The 16,937-nt window shown below is 64.4% G+C and carries 17 protein-coding genes; 6 read left to right on the forward strand and 11 right to left on the reverse strand.

The window, feature by feature from the left end:
• Positions 1-21: 21 nt before the first annotated feature.
• The 4 genes from ACH196_RS15360 to ACH196_RS15375 form a co-directional block, all read right to left on the reverse strand.
• The gene (locus ACH196_RS15360) at positions 22-969 is read right to left on the reverse strand and encodes a S1C family serine protease (protein ID WP_396647782.1); all 948 of its coding nucleotides are present in this window, start codon (positions 967-969) and stop codon (positions 22-24) included.
• A gap of 102 nt (positions 970-1,071) precedes the next feature.
• Complete coding sequence (locus ACH196_RS15365) at positions 1,072-1,419, reverse strand: hypothetical protein (RefSeq protein WP_396647783.1); 348 nt, start codon at positions 1,417-1,419, stop codon at positions 1,072-1,074.
• A 689-nt stretch (positions 1,420-2,108) separates the two neighbouring features.
• On the reverse strand, positions 2,109-3,068 hold the full coding sequence (locus ACH196_RS15370; RefSeq protein ID WP_396647784.1) for a transglycosylase SLT domain-containing protein: 960 nt from the start codon (positions 3,066-3,068) through the stop codon (positions 2,109-2,111).
• A gap of 222 nt (positions 3,069-3,290) precedes the next feature.
• Positions 3,291-3,605, reverse strand: coding sequence for a hypothetical protein (locus ACH196_RS15375; RefSeq protein ID WP_396647785.1), 315 nt, complete (start codon positions 3,603-3,605; stop codon positions 3,291-3,293).
• 302 nt (positions 3,606-3,907) lie between these two features.
• Between ACH196_RS15375 and ACH196_RS15380 the strand changes: the two genes are divergently transcribed.
• Positions 3,908-4,117, forward strand: a complete 210-nt coding sequence (locus tag ACH196_RS15380) for a cold-shock protein (protein WP_349003489.1) — start codon at positions 3,908-3,910, stop codon at positions 4,115-4,117.
• Positions 4,118-4,250: 133 nt separating this feature from the next.
• On the opposite strand, the gene ACH196_RS15385 is transcribed toward ACH196_RS15380, so the two are convergent.
• The 3 genes from ACH196_RS15385 to ACH196_RS15395 all read right to left on the reverse strand — a co-directional run bounded on the left by ACH196_RS15385 (position 4,251) and on the right by ACH196_RS15395 (position 6,701).
• Positions 4,251-4,862 (reverse strand): glutathione S-transferase family protein, encoded by a 612-nt coding sequence (locus ACH196_RS15385; RefSeq protein WP_396647786.1) that lies wholly within the window; start codon positions 4,860-4,862, stop codon positions 4,251-4,253.
• Positions 4,863-4,956: 94 nt separating this feature from the next.
• Positions 4,957-5,796, reverse strand: coding sequence for an EAL domain-containing protein (locus ACH196_RS15390; protein WP_396647787.1), 840 nt, complete (start codon positions 5,794-5,796; stop codon positions 4,957-4,959).
• Positions 5,793-6,701: an EAL domain-containing protein gene (locus ACH196_RS15395; RefSeq protein WP_396647788.1), complete on the reverse strand. Its 909-nt coding sequence runs from the start codon at positions 6,699-6,701 to the stop codon at positions 5,793-5,795. The genes ACH196_RS15390 and ACH196_RS15395 overlap by 4 nt, the downstream gene beginning before the upstream one ends.
• Positions 6,702-6,934: 233 nt before the next feature.
• Between ACH196_RS15395 and ACH196_RS15400 the strand changes: the two genes are divergently transcribed.
• Both ACH196_RS15400 and ACH196_RS15405 read left to right on the forward strand, forming a co-directional pair.
• A complete protein-coding gene (locus tag ACH196_RS15400) occupies positions 6,935-8,137 on the forward strand; it encodes a pyridoxal phosphate-dependent aminotransferase (RefSeq protein ID WP_396647789.1) in 1,203 nt (400 codons plus the stop codon).
• Positions 8,138-8,518: 381 nt separating this feature from the next.
• Positions 8,519-9,751: a flavin-containing monooxygenase gene (locus tag ACH196_RS15405; protein WP_396647790.1), complete on the forward strand. Its 1,233-nt coding sequence runs from the start codon at positions 8,519-8,521 to the stop codon at positions 9,749-9,751.
• Between the two features lie 36 nt (positions 9,752-9,787).
• Here the strand turns inward: ACH196_RS15405 and ACH196_RS15410 are convergent, their stop codons facing one another.
• The gene (locus tag ACH196_RS15410) at positions 9,788-10,183 is read right to left on the reverse strand and encodes a cupin domain-containing protein (protein WP_396647791.1); all 396 of its coding nucleotides are present in this window, start codon (positions 10,181-10,183) and stop codon (positions 9,788-9,790) included.
• Between the two features lie 12 nt (positions 10,184-10,195).
• Here ACH196_RS15410 and ACH196_RS15415 point away from each other — a divergent pair, with 12 nt between their 5' ends.
• Together ACH196_RS15415 and ACH196_RS15420 are read left to right on the forward strand one after the other, a co-directional pair.
• Positions 10,196-10,426, forward strand: coding sequence for a hypothetical protein (locus tag ACH196_RS15415; protein ID WP_396647792.1), 231 nt, complete (start codon positions 10,196-10,198; stop codon positions 10,424-10,426).
• 3 nt (positions 10,427-10,429) lie between these two features.
• The gene (locus ACH196_RS15420; protein ID WP_396647793.1) at positions 10,430-11,569 is read left to right on the forward strand and encodes a PAAR domain-containing protein; all 1,140 of its coding nucleotides are present in this window, start codon (positions 10,430-10,432) and stop codon (positions 11,567-11,569) included.
• A gap of 103 nt (positions 11,570-11,672) precedes the next feature.
• On the opposite strand, the gene ACH196_RS15425 is transcribed toward ACH196_RS15420, so the two are convergent.
• The 3 genes from ACH196_RS15425 to ACH196_RS15435 all read right to left on the reverse strand — a co-directional run bounded on the left by ACH196_RS15425 (position 11,673) and on the right by ACH196_RS15435 (position 14,597).
• Entirely contained in the window at positions 11,673-13,556 is a 1,884-nt protein-coding gene (locus ACH196_RS15425) for an MFS transporter (protein WP_396647794.1), read from the reverse strand.
• Between the two features lie 313 nt (positions 13,557-13,869).
• On the reverse strand, positions 13,870-14,061 hold the full coding sequence (locus tag ACH196_RS15430) for a hypothetical protein (RefSeq protein WP_396647795.1): 192 nt from the start codon (positions 14,059-14,061) through the stop codon (positions 13,870-13,872).
• Between the two features lie 122 nt (positions 14,062-14,183).
• Positions 14,184-14,597, reverse strand: coding sequence for a hypothetical protein (locus ACH196_RS15435; RefSeq protein ID WP_396647796.1), 414 nt, complete (start codon positions 14,595-14,597; stop codon positions 14,184-14,186).
• A gap of 263 nt (positions 14,598-14,860) precedes the next feature.
• Between ACH196_RS15435 and ACH196_RS15440 the strand changes: the two genes are divergently transcribed.
• The gene (locus tag ACH196_RS15440; protein ID WP_396647797.1) at positions 14,861-16,912 is read left to right on the forward strand and encodes an elongation factor G; all 2,052 of its coding nucleotides are present in this window, start codon (positions 14,861-14,863) and stop codon (positions 16,910-16,912) included.
• Positions 16,913-16,937 lie beyond the last annotated feature (25 nt).

Raw genomic sequence — 16,937 nt, forward strand, 5'->3', positions numbered from 1 at the left:
CAGCTTGACCTTGCAGCGGCGTCATCCTCGCGCCACCGGCACCACCGCCTTCGTCTCCAGACCGCGCGGCGACAGCACGGAGACGCTGGCCTCCTTGCCGATGCGCTCGCCGTCGAGCAGGCGGATGAGATCGTCGACACCGGCGACCGGACGCCCGTCGATCGACAGGATCACGTCGCCCTCGCGCAAACCCGCTCGGCCGGCTGGACCATCCTTTTCGACGGTCCGCAGCCGCACCGCCGTGTCGCGCTGCAGCCCGGCGCGCAAAGCAGTGCGGCGCGGCAGCGTGATGGTGTCGGCGGAGACGCCGATGAAGGCGCGGCGCACCCGGCCGAAGCGAAGAATCTCCGAGATCACGAAATTCGCCGTGTTGGAGGCGACCGCGAAGGCGATGCCTTGCGCGCCATGGATGACGGCGGTGTTGACGCCGATCACCTCGCCGGCCGACGACACCAGCGGCCCGCCGGAATTGCCGGGATTGAGCGACGCATCCGTTTGGATGACGTCGTCGATCAGCCGGCCGGTGGCGGCGCGCATCGAGCGCCCCAACGCCGAGACGACGCCCGCCGTCACCGTCCACTCGAAGCCGAGCGGATTGCCGATGGCAATAGCGATCTGGCCGCGCCTCAGCCGCTTGCTGTCGCCCAGCGGCGCGAAGACCGGCGGGCTGAGGTCGGCCCGCACCAGCGCGATGTCGGTATCGGGATCGCGCCCGAGCACCCTGCCCTCGCCGGAAACCCCGTCCGGCAGCGTGACACGTACGGCGCGGGAATCCTCGACGACATGGTTGTTGGTGACGATCAGCCCGTCCGGCGAGATGACGAAACCCGAGCCGTGGCCGGCTTGGCCGCCGGTGCGCTCGATGCGGGCGACGGCCGGGCCGACGCGGTCGACCGCATCCGCGACGGTTGTCGAATAGGCGTCGAGCAGCGAAGCGTCGGCGCCGAGATCCTTGTCATGATAGCCCATGGGGCACCCCCTTTCGGAAAGGAATATTTTCCGGATATGTGGGGTGCGACGGCCGGGGATGCGAGGGCGGTTGGAAGGCGCCTCGTGTCCCCTGCATGCAGCCTAGAACCTGGCATCGCGAAGCTTTTTCTCGGCATCGAGGATGGCTCCCCAGGACGGCCCGCGCTTCGCCCAGAAGTCGGAAGCGTATTTCAGCATGAGCGCCGCCTCGCGGACCATCGGATCGCTGATGCCGCCGAGGCAGATGCCGTCGCCGTGCTTGTCCAGCTTGAAGCTGCATCGGCGCGTTTGCTTGCACTGCTTGCGCCGGCAGCGCGCCGGCGAGCCGCCCGCGGTGGCGGCGAGACGCAGCGCGTCGGCAATCGCATCGCGCATGGAGGGCGGCAGCGTGTCCCAGGTCCAGGGCAGGCGCTCGTACTTTGGACGGTCATTTTCGCTATCGTCGCGCATGGAAAAACCTTTCCTGTTCTGGGGCGCGTTTGATCGTCGCCACGCCCTGCTTTCGCGTCTGGCCATTGATGAAGAGTGGGAAGCGGGGCGCGAGGCCGAGCCTCTCAAAGTAACAATACGTGGCGCGAACCTTGCGCCCCGCCGGCGTGCTTGCCCGACCGCTGATACCGCCCCGGCTCAATCCGAGGCTTGTCGTCGCGATCTGGGGCCCGGGTCTCAAGGCTCTTGCCAAGCCGCGCACCGTTACGCGGCCACCCCGGCGCCGTCCCCCTCCACGCTCATCCGGTTCATGACCCGTGGTCCCGCGAGGGCGATGGCCGGGATTATGAGGCAGGATCAGCCAGCGGGGATGAAATCGCCGAATTTATTTTTTATGTGCTTGAAAATAAACGGTTATAAAAAAATAATGGAGAAGCTCTCCCCATAGACAGGCTATGCTTCATAATTCGCCGGCGGAGCGGCGCAGTGGACAGGGCCGGCGAGTAGGCATGGTGCGACGGGTGGTTTGGTTCGGATCAGGCGCCCACGATCCAGCCACAAGCTTGAGCGTGCGCTGGTGGAGACGGAAAGGGCGAAGAACGTCGAAGCGGCGGTGAAGCTCAAGGAACGGACGCTGACCAATCTCTACAATCAGCGGTCGTCGCCGCCTATGGCTGGCCGGAGGATATTTCGACGGACGACGCGCTGGCTCACATCGAGGCGCCGCGCCGTCTCACGCGATCCTTGCCCACCCCGGTCTCATCCAGCAGGCCCATGCGTTTGGCGTGGTAATAGTAGCCGCTCTGGTAGAGGCGGTCGGCGCGGTCGTGGTTGCCTTGCGCCACCATAAAGGCGCCGCGCAGGTATTTGACCGCGTATTTCAAATTGGTCTCGGCGTCGAACAGGCCCTTTGCCGGGCCCTGGTAGCCCATGCCGCGCGCGGTGGCGTGCTTGATCTGCATCAGGCCGTAATGGCCGCGGTTGAAGGCGGCCGGGTTGAAATTGCTCTCGCGCTTGACCACTCGGCGGACGAGGTCGACGGGCACCTCATACACGGCGGCATATTTGGCGATGAGCTGGTCGAGCGGGCTCGGGCTGTTGGACTTCAAATAGGAGGCGAGCGTCACCGGCACATTGGCTTCGTTCGCCGAGGCGAAGGCCACAGGGGCGGGAGCTTCGGGGAATTTAGACAGGGCGGCCGCCTTCGTCTTATCGTTCGTGGCGGCCGGTTTCGCCGCGGCGACGGCTGCCGGTTTCGCGGCGGCGGCAATCGCCGGGGCTTTTCCCTGCTCGACCGGTTTTGTCGTGGCAGCGGCCGGCGTCGCGGTCGCGGTTTCCACCAGCTTGGGGGCGGCAGCGGCCGTCGACCCGGCGTCCGCCGGTTTTGCAGCAGCAGCGGCTGCCGAAGCGCCGGCGGTCTCGGGCGTTTTTACCGCGGCAGCGGCTTGCACGGCGCTCGCCGCTCCGCTCACCGATGCAGGCTGGACGTAGCTGGCGACCGACACCTCGCCCGAAGGGCTGGGCAGGACCGAGACGGTCTCGGGCAGGACATGGTCGGTCGGCGCGAGGTTGAAGCTCGCGGACGTGCCGGTTCCGGTCGATTCGCAGCCGGCCAGCGCGACAGGCGCGAGCGCTGCGATCAGCAGAAGGAGTCTCGAAATGTCGGGCAATGCGGCTGCTGCTTGCTGTTGTCCCCATTGCCGCTTTACAGAACTTTAATGTTTCGGGCAATCGGCTCGTTGTGCAGCGGATGAAACCGGCCGTTTGCTACGCCCAAAAGCCCGGCAGCGGCGGCAATAGGAACATCTGACGGTTTACCGGGAAAAGCCAAACCATTGGCTTTTCCCGGCCTTCGGCCCACCGCTTGTCACGCAATGGAACGCGAGATGCCCTTACCGTCCAAACAGGAAAGGATCGTCGTCGAGATCGAAATACTCGCATTCCAGCACCGGGCATTGGCCGGTATCGGCGGCCGGGATGTAGCGCCATTCCGGCCGCGTGCTGCTCGGGCAGAAGCGGATGTCGGCGACATAGCGGCCGTAGAGCGGCGCGCCGCTGCGCGACCTGTAGCGCATGAGCACGGCGCCCTCGTTTTCGATGTGCGCTTGCACCTGGCCGCAGCTCATGCCCATCGAATTGTAGCGCGATATCGCATAGGCGTCGCCCGCGACCATCGCGAGTGCGAGACCCAATAGCACGGTTTTCATCACAAAACTCCGCCGGTTGGACGGGGCCGGCACTTTCGCCGGCTTCACCGCGTAAGGAGATACGGAGGATTTCCGCATCCGGTACAGCGTCGATATGTCACTTTGCATCACGACGCCGTGAGCCGCCAGCCCGAACACCCCTTGTCTCGAAAGGCGAAGCATTTTATACGCGAGCAATTGAATTTTCGGTCGATCGGTAGCTCGCGACAGCCTCGCGTCCGCTGACGTTCATCTGCAAATTTCGATAGGGCCCGCCGGGCGCCGCAGCCCGGTCAGACAACGTAGCGACTTTAGGAGACAAGATGGCTACCGGTACCGTCAAATGGTTCAACACCACCAAGGGTTATGGCTTTATCCAGCCGGACGCCGGTGGCGCGGACGTGTTCGTTCACATCTCGGCGGTTGAGCGCGCCGGCATGACGAGCCTCGTCGAGGGCCAGAAGATCAGCTTCGAGATCGAGCAGGACCGCCGCACCGGCAAGTCCGCCGCCGGCAAGCTGGCCAAGGTCTGATCGACCGCACTTCGCTGGAAGCTTGGAAAGGCGGGATTTTTCCCGCCTTTTTCATTTTTGGGATCGTGGCAGCCGACCTGTCCGGGCGACCGTTGTTGCCGTAGCCAAGGGCGGAACGGAGCTCGGCGCAGTATCAGCCCGTCCAGCCGATCGGCACATGGCCCGGATCGGCGGCAACCCGATCGAGCCATGCCGCAACTGCCGGATAGGTTTTGAGATCAAAACCGCCCGCCTCGGCATCATGCGTATAGGCATAGAGCGCGATGTCGGCGACGGTCATCGCATCACCGGCGAAGAACGGCGTCCTTGCCAGTTGCTCCTCCATCACCGCCAGCGCCTTGTTGCCGCCGGCAAGCGTCGCGGCCAGCCGTTCCGGGGTCGCGTCGGCCGCCCGGTGCGGCATGATGAGCAGCGCGCGGCGGACCGCGATATAGGGCTCGTGGCTGTATTGCTCGAAGAACAGCCATTGATAGGCGAGCGCGCGCAAATAGGCGTCTGCGGGCAGGAAGCGGCTGTCCTCCGCCAGATACAGCAGCATGGCATTGGATTCGGCCAGCACGCGGCCGTCATCGAATTCCAGCAACGGCACTCTGCCATTGGGATTCCTGGCGAGGAAGGCGGAAGACTTTGTGCCGGCGGCGCCGGATGCCGTCTCGACATGCCGGAATTTTATGCCGAGCTTTGCCAGAAGCAGGCGCGGCTTGTAACAATTGCCGCTATTGGTCATGCCATAGATGGTGATCATCGTTTCCCTCCCGCCTGTAGCCTCCCAAAGAGGACCGTGAGGCCAAAACTGTCCAACGATTTATCCTTGAGGATCGATCAGCGTGGTTGATCGGTCAGGCCGAGAGCGGCACCACATTCGCAGGCGCGCCGATCAGGTCCGCGAAGGCGCGTGGAGAATCGTCGAAGTCGGTGCCGGCGAGAGCCGGCGGTGAGAGATAGTCGCCCTGCAGCCGGTCGGCCCCGGCGGCGATCGCGGCACGCAACTGCGCGGCGTCTTCGATGCCCTCGATCTGGACGGCGGCGCCGCGGCGCTTCAGCGTCGTCACCAGCAGCCGGAACACGCGCAACAGGACGGCCTCGCCGACGATGCGGCGCGTCCAGGCCGGCGGAACACGCACCACCGGCGGTTCGATCTGCACGCCGGAGCCGCCGGGCAAGTTGCTCGCCGTCTCGAGGTCGAGCGCGTAGGATGCACCCAGACGCTCCAGGCCCGCTGCCAGCAGGCCGAAGGCGCTCGCCCCGACCAGGCCACTCAGCTCGAAACAGATCCGGTCCCTCGCCAGACCCGCCGAGCCGGCTTCCTCCAGCAGCACGTCGACTTCCGCGGCAAGCACTTCGACGTCGCCCGAAAGACCGAGCATCAGATCGAAATCTGGCTCCTCGCAGCCGACATGCGCGAGGTTGCGCACCGCCAGCCGGCGGCCGATACGGGGCAACAGCGCCAGTTCTTCCGGCGTCAGGGTGGATAATGCGTCCTCAGGCGCGGGCTTGCCGCCACGCTCAATCCGGACGGCCGCCGACATTGCGACCGGCACCAGCATCTCGCCAAGCCGGCCGAAGATCGGCTGATAGGTGGTTTTCAGCCGGAAAGCGCCAAGGATGCCGAAAGACAGGCCGATCTCGTCGACGGCGATCGCCCGCGCGACCGGAGACTCCTGTTCGTCCGGGCTCATGGAACGACTTTACGGCCGAAGGTTCTGGTACCCGGCCTGATCTGAGGTACCGCTGGCCGCTGTTTCGCCACCAGCGGTTCCGCGCGGCGGGGGAGGCCGGCAACGGGCATCGCGACCGTCGGGAACGACGCGAAGCTGGTCGGAGCGATCTCGGGCCGGGCAAGCACGTAACCCTGCACCATCGACGCACCGGACTTCTCGGCGAGTTCAAGCTGCCAGTTCTCCTCGATGCCTTCGAAGACGGTGGTAATTCCGCGCCCGGTGAAAATCTCGACCATGGCGGACAGCAAGCCGAAGCCGGGACCGGACTCCATCAGATTGGTGATCCAGTGCGCGTCGAACTTGACGATCTCCGGCCGCAGCGCCTTGATCCGGTCGATGTCGGAATCGGCAGCGCCATAATCGTCGACCGCTATCCTGAAGCCGTTGACACGCAGTGCCTGTACGAACTCGTACAACGCCTCCTGCGATCCGGATTTCTGCTCTGTCACCTCGCAGACGACACGGCCCGGGTCGATCCCGACCTCGTTCAGGGTGATCCGCATGTCGGACAGCGCGGCGTCGGCAATCACCCTGTCGATGAAGACGGAAGGATCGAAATTCACGAAGATCGCCGTCTCCCTGGGCAGGCAGGCGGCGGCGTTGATCAGGTGCAGCGTGCGGGTAAGGGTCTCGACGTGAAAACGGTCCATCGCCGGCAATGCGGCGAAGAACGAGGTGGGTGGAACGGGTACGTCGTTTCGGAGCGGGCGGATCAGCCCTTCGAACGCAGCAATCGACAGCTTGCCATGGTGGAAGGCGAAGATCGGCTGGAACGCGCTTTTCAGCACGAACGGACCCCACACGCCTTTCGACGTGCCATCATCGTCCCTGACGATATGGGCGAGAACCGAACTGCGCGACACGTCTGCCTCTGCTGCCGATAGCCGGTGACCATAGGCAGGCAAGCTTTTATCGGTCGTTAACGAAGCTGCTAAAGGAACGAGAATTGTCGCGGTAACGATGCGGCGCTTGCGCATCGGGCCGTGATCGGACATTAGAGCTTCGCCCGCGGCCGGACGTCGTCCGAACGATCGACTTTGCGCGGGCGCTCAACCACGGCGCTACGCCGATCCGAACCCCTTGGAGACATCCTGTCATGGCATTCCTTGCCGACGCCCTTTCCCGCGTGAAGCCTTCCGCCACGATCGCGGTCACCCAGAAAGCGCGCGAGCTCAAGGCGAAAGGCCGCGACGTCATCGGGCTGGGCGCCGGCGAGCCGGATTTCGACACGCCGGACAATATCAAGAACGCGGCGATTGAGGCGATCCGCCGCGGCGAGACCAAGTATCCGCCGGTCTCCGGCATCGCACCGCTGCGCGAGGCGATCGCGAAAAAGTTCAAGCGCGAGAACAATCTCGACTACAAGCCGGAGCAGACCATCGTCGGCACCGGCGGCAAGCAGATCCTGTTCAACGCCTTCATGGCGACGCTGAACCCCGGCGACGAGGTGGTGATTCCGACGCCGTACTGGGTGAGCTATCCGGAGATGGTGCTGCTATGCGGCGGCACGCCGACCTTCGCGGCGACGACCTCGGCCAACCGCTTCAAGCTGACGGCGGAGGCGCTGGAAAAGGCGATCACGCCGAAGACGAAGTGGCTGGTGCTCAACTCACCGTCCAACCCGTCGGGCGCGGCCTATACCGAGGCCGAGTTGCGGGCGCTGGCCGACGTGTTGCTGAAGCATCCGCAGGTGTGGGTGCTGACCGACGACATGTACGAGCACCTGACCTACGGCGATTTCGTCTTCAAGACCATCGCTGAGGTAGAACCGAACCTCTACGACCGCACGCTGACGATGAATGGCGTATCGAAAGCCTATGCCATGACCGGCTGGCGCATCGGCTACGCGGCGGGGCCGATCCAGCTCCTGAAGGCGATGGACATGATCCAGGGCCAGCAGACGTCCGGCGCCTGCACGATTGCGCAATGGGCATCGGTGGAAGCGCTGAACGGCCCGCAGGACTTCATCGCCACCAACAAGGCGATCTTCCAAGGCCGGCGCGACCTGGTCGTGTCGATGCTCAACCAGGCGCGCGGCATCGTCTGTCCCTCGCCGGAAGGCGCCTTCTACGTCTACCCGTCCTGCGATGCGCTGATCGGCAAGAAAGCGCCGTCGGGCAAGGTCATCGCCAATGACGAGGATTTCTGCGCCGAGCTTCTGGAAGCCGAGGGCGTGGCGGTGGTGTTCGGCACGGCCTTCGGGCTCGGCCCGAATTTCCGCATCTCCTACGCGACCTCGGAGACGCTGCTGGAACAGGCCTGCGTGCGCATCCAGCGGTTTACGGCAAGCCTGAGCTGAGCGGAGCGCTAGGACAAAGAAAGAAGTAACCCGGCCCCCAGCGCCGGGTTTTTCTTTTTCGGCCACAGGTGAATCCAATGCGTGGTGTCCGCATCCGAGGACCGTGCTGGACGAAAAGTTCGACGCAACGACCGCTTTGCTTTCCATCAGCGGTGCGATTCACTGCGTGCGGATGTTGAAATAGGACGAATTTTTCTATTACCTGATTAAGGTCTGTTGATATTCAGGTCAGGACGGCCTGCAAATGGTGCTTTTCTGCGCTTCCGATGCTCATGTACCTCCACGTACACTGCGCTGCGGTTCTCGAAAAACACCATTTTCGGCTTGTCCTGGCCTGAATCTCAACAGACCTTAAGCCATGGCTAAGATCAGGGGCGCTCGGTGGACACTGTGGTCATCGGTGCGGGTTGGGCAGGGCTGGGTGTCAGCTACGAACTGGCCCAGCGCGGTATCCGCCATACCGTTTTCGAGCGCGCGCGCATCGGGGAGACATGGCGAACCCAACGGTGGGATACTTTCCGGCTGAATACCACCACTGCCGATACGCTGATGCCTGGTGAAAATTACGATGGCCCAGACCCCGACGGCGCACTGACGTGTATCGAGTTCATCACCCTGCTTGAGGATTACGCGCATCGGCATGGGCTGCCTGTCGAGGAAGGCCGCGCGGTAACGGCGCTGTCGACCGGCGATGACGGCGGATTTATCGTCGAGGTCGCTGGCGCGGCCGTGCGCGCCAGCAATGTCGTGATCGCCACCGGCAGCCTCAACCGTCCGCTGCCGCGTCCGGCATGGGCTGCGCCCTTGCTGCTGCCGCAGATCGACGGTTGCGACTACCGAAGCGCCGACAGCTTGCCGGCAGGACCCGTCCTGGTGGTCGGCTCAGGCCAATCAGGCGGGCAGATCGCCCATGACCTGGTTGGTGCCGGCAGGACCGTCTATCTGTCGACCGGCAGGGTTGGCCGCCTCATACGCCGCTATCGCGGCAAGGATACTTTGCGCTGGCTCGATGACAGCGGCTTCATGGATGTCAGCCGCGCCGAACTGATCGCCGCCGCGCCAGACGGGCGGTTGCCAGCTCGCGGCGTGATTGGCGCGACCCGCACGCTGTCTCTCCAGTTCCTTTCGTCCGAGGGCGTGATGCTGACGGGGCGGCTTACCGGCCTTTTCAACGACGGGAGGCTGACCTTCCGAGACGATGTCGTCGCCAATATCCTCCTCGGCGACGAGGCATCGGCCCGAGTCAAGAACTGGATCGACGCCTATATCAACCGGTCCGGCATCGATGCACCGCCGGCCGAAGAGGATCCGGCTGAAACGGTTGCGCCACGCCTGCCCGATCCGCCGATACTTGAACTCGACGTGTCAAACCTCGGCTGCATCATCTGGTGCACCGGCTTTCGCGGCGACTACAGCTATATCGGCGTCGCCGGCGCGCTCGACGAACAGGGCCAGCCGATCCATGTGGGAGGGGTCGGTACCGTGCCGGGCATGTTCTTCGCGGGTCTCGATTTTGGCACCAAACGCAAATCGGGAACCATCCGTGCGGTCGGGGAGGAGTCTGCCCTGTTTACTGCGCTAATTGCCGAAAGGCTCGCGGCTGGTCGATCCTGACTGGCTCGCCCTGTCCGCCGATTTCCCTCTCCGCCCTCACGCCCCGTATTGCTCGTCGGAAACCTTTTCGAGCCAGTCGACGGTCTTGCCGTCGAGACCTTCCTGCATGGCGATATGTGTCATCGCCGTTGTCGATCCCGCGCCGTGCCAGTGTTTTTCGCCTGGCGCGAAGAAGATCACGTCGCCGGCCCTGATCTCGTGGATCGGCTCGCCCCAGACCTGAGCGCGTCCGGCCCCGGAGACGACATAGAGCGTCTGGCCGAGCGGGTGGGTGTGCCATGCCGTGCGTGCGCCGGGCTCGAAGGCCACGCTCAGCGCCCTCAGCCGCGCCGGCTCCTCCGCCTCGATGATGGGTGTCTGCAACACGCGTCCGGTGAAGTAGGAATCGGGTGCAATCTTGGTGGCGGCCTGGCCGCAAGCAATGATTTTCATCGAAACCTGCCTATGTCTGGCGTTGTGCTGGCCGGCATAACCGACCGCGAAGAAAGGCGGAGCGTAACCTACCGGCAGCAAGGCTCGCCGGAGTTTCACGGCCGCGCAGCAAAGTACAGAAAAGCACCGCAAAACGCCATGCTGGACAAGTCTTGTCCAAAAAGCGATTATGAGGTGTCCGCCTCATGGGGCAGTGAGGATTGGACGGGGCAGAGTCGCGATCCGATCAATGTGGGGATTTGACCCATGCCTCCTGCTGCCCGCCTTACAGACATGCATGTCTGCCCGATGCAGACGCCCGCCGTGGTGCCGATCCCTCATGTCGGCGGCCCGATCGTGGCGCCCGGTGCGCCGTTGGTGCTGATCGGCAATCTTCCCGCCGCCCGCATCACCGACATGTGCATCTGCGTCGGTCCGCCCGACGTGATCGTCCGGGGCTCGGCGGGGGTCTATATCATGGGGCTGAACGCCGCGCGCATCGGCGACAACACCGCGCATGGCGGGGTGATCGTCCAGGGCTGGCCAACGGTCATCATCGGCGAGATCGGCGTGGTCACGCCCTCGCTGCCCAGCATGCCGGCGCTTCCCGCGATTGCCATGCCGGACGTGCCGGCGATGCCGTCGCTGCCCGCGCCGCCAGAAATGCCCGCCATCCCCGCGATGGAGACCGGCCTGCTATCCGCGATGGCCAAGGCGGCGCTCGATCTCGCGCCGGCAGTTCCCGCAATGCCGGACATGCCGGGCGCCCCCGATCTTTCCTTGCCCGCCGTGCCCGAGCCACCAGACCTGCCCGTGGTCATGGAGGCCATCGCCAAGGCAGTCCCTGCCGCCGTGCAGGCGATCGAGAAGGTGAAGAGCCTGCCGGCCTCACCCTTCGCCGACTACGCCGTGCCCGCGCTGAACGCCCTGGACGCTGCCCTGGTCGCCCTTCCGCCGGGGCTGGTGCCTCCGGCCGTGCTGGCCGCGCTCGACGAAGTCAGGCAGGGACTGGCCGAAGCTCAGAAAGCCTATGAAGAGGCGGCTGCGAAGGTCGCCGAGCTTGCGGCGAAGGCGCAGCAGAAGATCGACGAGTTGAAGCAGCGCTACAACGAGCTTCTGGCCGAGAAGAAGAAGCTCGAGGACCGCATCAACGAGGCGCGGGCCAAGGCCGAGAAAAAGCTTCAGGAAGCCCGCGAAAAATACGAAGCGGCAAAGGCCAAGATCGAGGAGGCGAAAGCCAAATACGAGGCCAAGAAGGCCGAGTTCGAGGCCAGGAAGGCCGAACTGAAGAAACATATCGACGACGCCAAGAAGCTCGGCAAGGACCTGTCGAAACAGGCGAAGGAATGGGCGAACAAGAAGCCGCCAAGCCTGCCCAAACTGCCCAGCCTGCCCTCCTTCCGCTGAGGATCGCCCCTCGGCTGGCATTGCCGGTCCGGCTCCGATCGGACCAAAAAGAGAACCGGCGGGCGTCGCCGCCCGCCGGTTCACGATAGGTCGCCGCGAAACCCTATTCCTTGGCGTGCAGGTCGGTTCCGAGCGTATCCCTGACGAAGAGCATGCCGACGACCAGCGACATGGCCGCAATCGCGATGGGATACCAGAGGCCGAAATAGATGTCGCCCTTGGCTGCGCTCATAGCAAAGACCGTCGCCGGCAACAGGCCGCCGAACCAGCCATTGCCGATGTGATAGGGCAGCGACATGCCGGTATAGCGGATGCGGGTCGGGAACATCTCGACCAGGATCGCCGCGATCGGCCCGTACACCATCGTCACGTAGAGGACGAGGATGAACAGGATGCCGATCACCATCGGCCAGTTCACCTGATCCGCTGCCGCCACCATGGTGAAGGCGCCGGCGGCGGGGATGCTGAAGGCGGTGATCTCGGTGGCGCTGCCGGCTTCCTCTGCGGTCACCAGCTTGTCCTTGATTGCCTGCGCCACCGGCACCGTCTTCTTCTCGCCGGCGCGGATGGCCGCCGCGTCGAGCGTCAGTTCCGGATTGGCGGCGACGAAGGCGTCGAGCTTCTGGTCGGCGACGGTCGCGGCGCCGCGGACGAGCGGATATCCGCCGCCGTGGAGCGCGATATTGACCGCCTTGTTGAACGCGGCGGTTTTGGCCGTTGCCTGATCGCCCGCCGCCACCGCGTCGAACGATTCGATGGTTTCGTTGCCAATCTTCACCGTCGCCGGCGACCCGGCGGGACCGGCGACCACGTCATACGGCACCGAGTTGCGGGTGAGGAACGACGTAGCGATATCGCAGGACGTGGTAAACTTGGCGGTGCCGACCGGGTTGAACTGGAACCTGCAGTCGCCCGGAGCGGCGGTCACGGTGGCGCGCGTGTTCTGCTGCGCGGTGGCCAGAGCAGGATTGGCGGCCCAGGTCAGCGCCTTGAACAGCGGGAAGTAGGTGACGATGGCGAGCGCCAGGCCGGCCATGATGATCGGCTTGCGGCCGACCTTGTCGGAGAGCCAGCCGAACACCACGAAGAAGATGGTGCCGAGCGCCAAGGCGATGGCGATCATGATGTTGACCGACACGGCGTCGACCTTGAGCACGTTCTGCAGGAAGAACAGCGCGTAGAACTGGCCGGAATACCACACCACGGCCTGGCCAGCGGTAAGGCCGAGCAGCGCGAGCAGCGCGATGCGGGCGTTCTTCCACTGGCCAAAGGCCTCGGTCAACGGCGCCTTGGAGCCCTTGCCCTCCTCCTTCATGCGCTGGAATGTCGGCGACTCGTTGAGCGAAAGCCGGATCCAAACCGAGATGCCGAGCAGGATGAACGACAGCAGGAACGGGATGCGCCAGCCCCAGGCGGCGAATGTTTCCTTCGACATCGATCCCTGGATGATGAGGATGACGACCAGCGACAGGAACAGCCCGAGCGTAGCCGTGGTCTGGATCCACGAGGTGTAGTAGCCGCGCCGGTCGTCCGGGGCATGCTCCGCCACATAGGTGGCCGCGCCGCCATATTCGCCACCCAGCGCCAGGCCCTGCAGCATGCGCAGGGCGATCAGGATGATCGGCGCCGCGATGCCCCAGGAGGCCGAACCGGGCAGCAGGCCGACCAGGAAGGTCGAAAGGCCCATGATCAGGATGGTGACGAGGAAGGTGTATTTGCGGCCGACGAGGTCGCCGATGCGTCCGAACACCAGCGCGCCGAACGGCCGGACAAGGAAGCCGGCGGCAAAGGCAAGCAGCGCGAAGATGTTGCGCGTCGCTTCCGGGTAGCTCGAGAAGAAGGTCGCGCCGATGAAGGCGGCAAGCGATCCGTAGAGATAGAAATCATACCATTCGAAGACGGTACCAAGCGACGAGGCGAAGATGACCTTCTTCTCCTCCCGCGTCATGCCGCGCCCCCTTGCGTCGGCCGTTCCTGCCATTGCCATCGTTGTCCTCCCTTGGCGATGCGCCGAAGCCGGTCGCGACTCGTCGTCCCGTCCGGCTGGAGGAAAAAATGCCAGAAACCGCTCCCGAAAATGAGAGCGTCTTTAGGATTATGACTATGGGATTACAACTTTGGTAGCAGAAGCTTTGTGCTGCTATTTACAAGCATTGTTCCGGCGCATCCTCAACAACTGCAAGGAGCAACCTCTGAACCTGTATCCTGAGCAATGTGGCAGGCGCTGACGGCTTCGTAGCCAGCACTCTGAGGCGAAGATATCCGGGCCGGCGGCCTGCACCGGCCCGGATCGAGGATGCTCAGGCGTCCAGCATCGCGCGCGCCGCCGCCCGCTCGGGCTTGCCGGCGAGATAGCCGTTGTCGCGCAGCCATTTGGCGATGATGAGTTCGACCAGCGAGGAAACCGAACGGTGATCCTCTTTCGCCGCCGAAGTCAGCGCCTGCTTGATCTCCTGCTCAATCCTGAAGCCGAGGGGATGGGTCTTTGCCATGTGTCGTTCCTCTAAATTTGACGGCTCACGAAGCTCCGGTTGGAGATGGTTCGTATGGCCGTGGTCGTGACTGTTGCTTGAAATGGTCCGGCGGACGCCGAAGCAAGCGCCGGCAGGTCGCGTCAGGCGAAACTGGTGGCCGGTGGCGCGCGGGCTTGCGTGCCGGCAGTCTCGGACCGTTCCGAGGTTGCCGACGCGGGCGCCATGCCAAGGGCAAGGCGCGGGGGAATGCCGTTCGAATAACAGGTCGGAGGCAGGCCGAAATGATCACTGGCCTCGGCAAGGTCGTTGCCGGGCGTAGGGCCGTCCGGATCGTCCGGCGCGGAGACGCAGGCCTGGTAGGCAACTGCGCCGTGGAACGGATCGGAGCCGCTCGCCGAAAGCGTCTGCTCAGCGACGTATCTGTAGGCCGAACGGCCGGCGAACTCCGACACCGACGGCGCCTCGCCGAGCGCGATGACAGCAACAAGCCAGAGCATCGTCCTGTAGAGGGCGATGAGAAGACGCTCCGTGGGTTGCTTGCCGCTACCTGTCATCGACCTTGGGCCGCTTCGTCCTGATTCCCTGAAAGATTCAGACTATGCCGTTCATACGCGTTGATGGCTGTCGTGATCAACACGTCGGAGATCATACAAAGTAGGAGCATTGCTTTGCCGGCGCAAGCGGGGGTTTTTTCTTGCCCTCCCATCAAATCGGTGTGACGATGCCGGACAGGCAGGAGCAGTCGAAAAAATGCCCCGCCCGCGACGGTCGCAAGGCCGGCCGCCGCTTCAAGGAAACGCTTGAGTGGAGGTCAGCCATGGGTACACGCGCCGGAGGCAGGCGTACGGGACCGAAATGCATCGCCATTGTCGGTCCCTTCGCCAGCGGAAAGACAACCCTTCTCGAAGCCATTGTCGCGCGAGCCGGCGCGATCCCGCGGCAGAACGCGGTCGGCTCCGGCAATTCGGTCGGCGACCATTCGCCGGAAGCCCGCGCCCACGCCATGAGCGTCGAGGCCACAGTCGCGACCGTCGACTTCATGGGCGAGCAGATCACCTTCATCGACTGCCCCGGCTCGGTCGAGTTTTCTTTTGAGGCGCAGCCCATACTCGCCGCCTGCGATGCAGCCATCGTCGTGACCGAAAACGACGAGAAGAAAATTCCCGCCCTGCAGCTCATCATGCGCAAGCTGGACGATCTCGGCCTGCCCCGCATCCTCTTCCTCAACAAGATCGACAGATCGGCCGCCGGCGTGCGCGATACGCTGAAGCTTCTGCAACCCGTGAGTGAAGCGCCTCTGCTGCTGCGCCAGATTCCGCTGCGCCGCGACGGCATCGTGGTCGGCGCGATCGACCTGGCGCTGGAGCGCGCCTATGTCTGGCGCGAGCACGCCGCCAGCGAAGTGACCGAGATTCCCGACGACGAGAAGGCCCGCGAAATCGAGGCGCGTTTCTCCATGCTGGAGACCCTGGCGGACCACGACGATCATCTGATGGAGCAGCTTCTGGAAGAAGTCGCGCCGGCGCAGGACGAGGTGTTCGACGATCTCGCCGCCGATCTGCGCGACGGCAATGTCACGCCTGTGCTGATCGGCACGGCCGAGAAGGGCAACGGCGTGCTGCGCCTGCTGAAGACCATCCGCCACGACGTCGCCGACGTGGAAGCGACGCGCAAGCGGCTGGGCGTCACGGAAAGCACTGGCACGATCGTTCAGGTGCTGAAGACCATCCACACCTCGCATGGCGGAAAACTCTCCGTGGCGCGCATCCTGTCGGGCGCGGTCAATGACGGCAACGAACTGACGCTGCCGGACGGGGGCACGGCGCGCGTCTCCGGCATCTACCGGCTGCTCGGCAAGGACCAGGCCAAGCTGCCCTCCGCCAAGCTGGGCGATACGGTGGCGCTCGGCAAGCTGGAAGGTGCGCGGACCGGCCAGACGCTGGGTTCCGGCAAAAGCGGCGCCACACAACTTGTGGAAGCGACGCCTTCGCAGCCCGTCTTCGCCATCGCGCTCAGGCCTCGGGAACGTAAGGACGACGTTAAAATGTCAGCGGCGATCCAGCGGCTCGCCGAGGAGGACCCGTCGCTGGTGGTGGCCCATCAGGACACGGGCGAGACCATATTGTCCGGCCACGGCGAGATGCATCTGCGCGTCACCGTCGAGCGGCTGGACGGCAAGAACCAGATCCCCGTGGAGCAGGGAACGCCCGCCGTGCCCTACCGCGAGACCATCCGCAAGGCCGCACAGCAGCGCGGCCGCCACAAGAAGCAGTCGGGCGGCCACGGCCAGTTCGGCGACGTGGTGATCGAGATCAAGCCGCTGCCGCGCGGCTCGGGTTTCCAGTTCACCGACACGATCACCGGCGGCGTCGTGCCGAAAACCTACATCCAGTCGGTCGAGACCGGGGTGCGCGACTTTTTGAAGACCGGTCCTCTCGGCTTTCCGGTGGTCGACGTGGCGGTGAACCTGTCGGACGGCTCCTACCATTCGGTGGATTCCTCCGACATGGCGTTCCAGATGGCGGCGAAACTCGCCATGAAGGAAGGTTTGACAGCCTGCTCGCCGGTGCTGCTGGAGCCGATCATGAAGGTGCAGATCTTCACGCCGTCGGACGCCACCGCGAAAATCACCGGCATCGTGCCGCAGCGGCGCGGCCAGATTCTTGGCTACGACGCCCGGCCGGGCTGGAAGGGATGGGACGTGGTCGAGGCGACCATGCCGCAATCGGAGATCGGCAATCTGATCATCGAACTGCGCTCGGCGACGGCCGGCGTCGCCAGCTACCAGGCGAGTTTCGACCACATGGCGGAACTGACGGGGCGGCTGGCCGACGATGTGATGAACAACGCGCGCGGCAAGGCGGCATAGCGGACGAACGATCGGATGCGCCGGC

The sequence above is a fragment of the Mesorhizobium sp. IMUNJ 23232 genome, assembly GCF_044326205.1.
Taxonomy (GTDB): domain Bacteria; phylum Pseudomonadota; class Alphaproteobacteria; order Rhizobiales; family Rhizobiaceae; genus Kumtagia.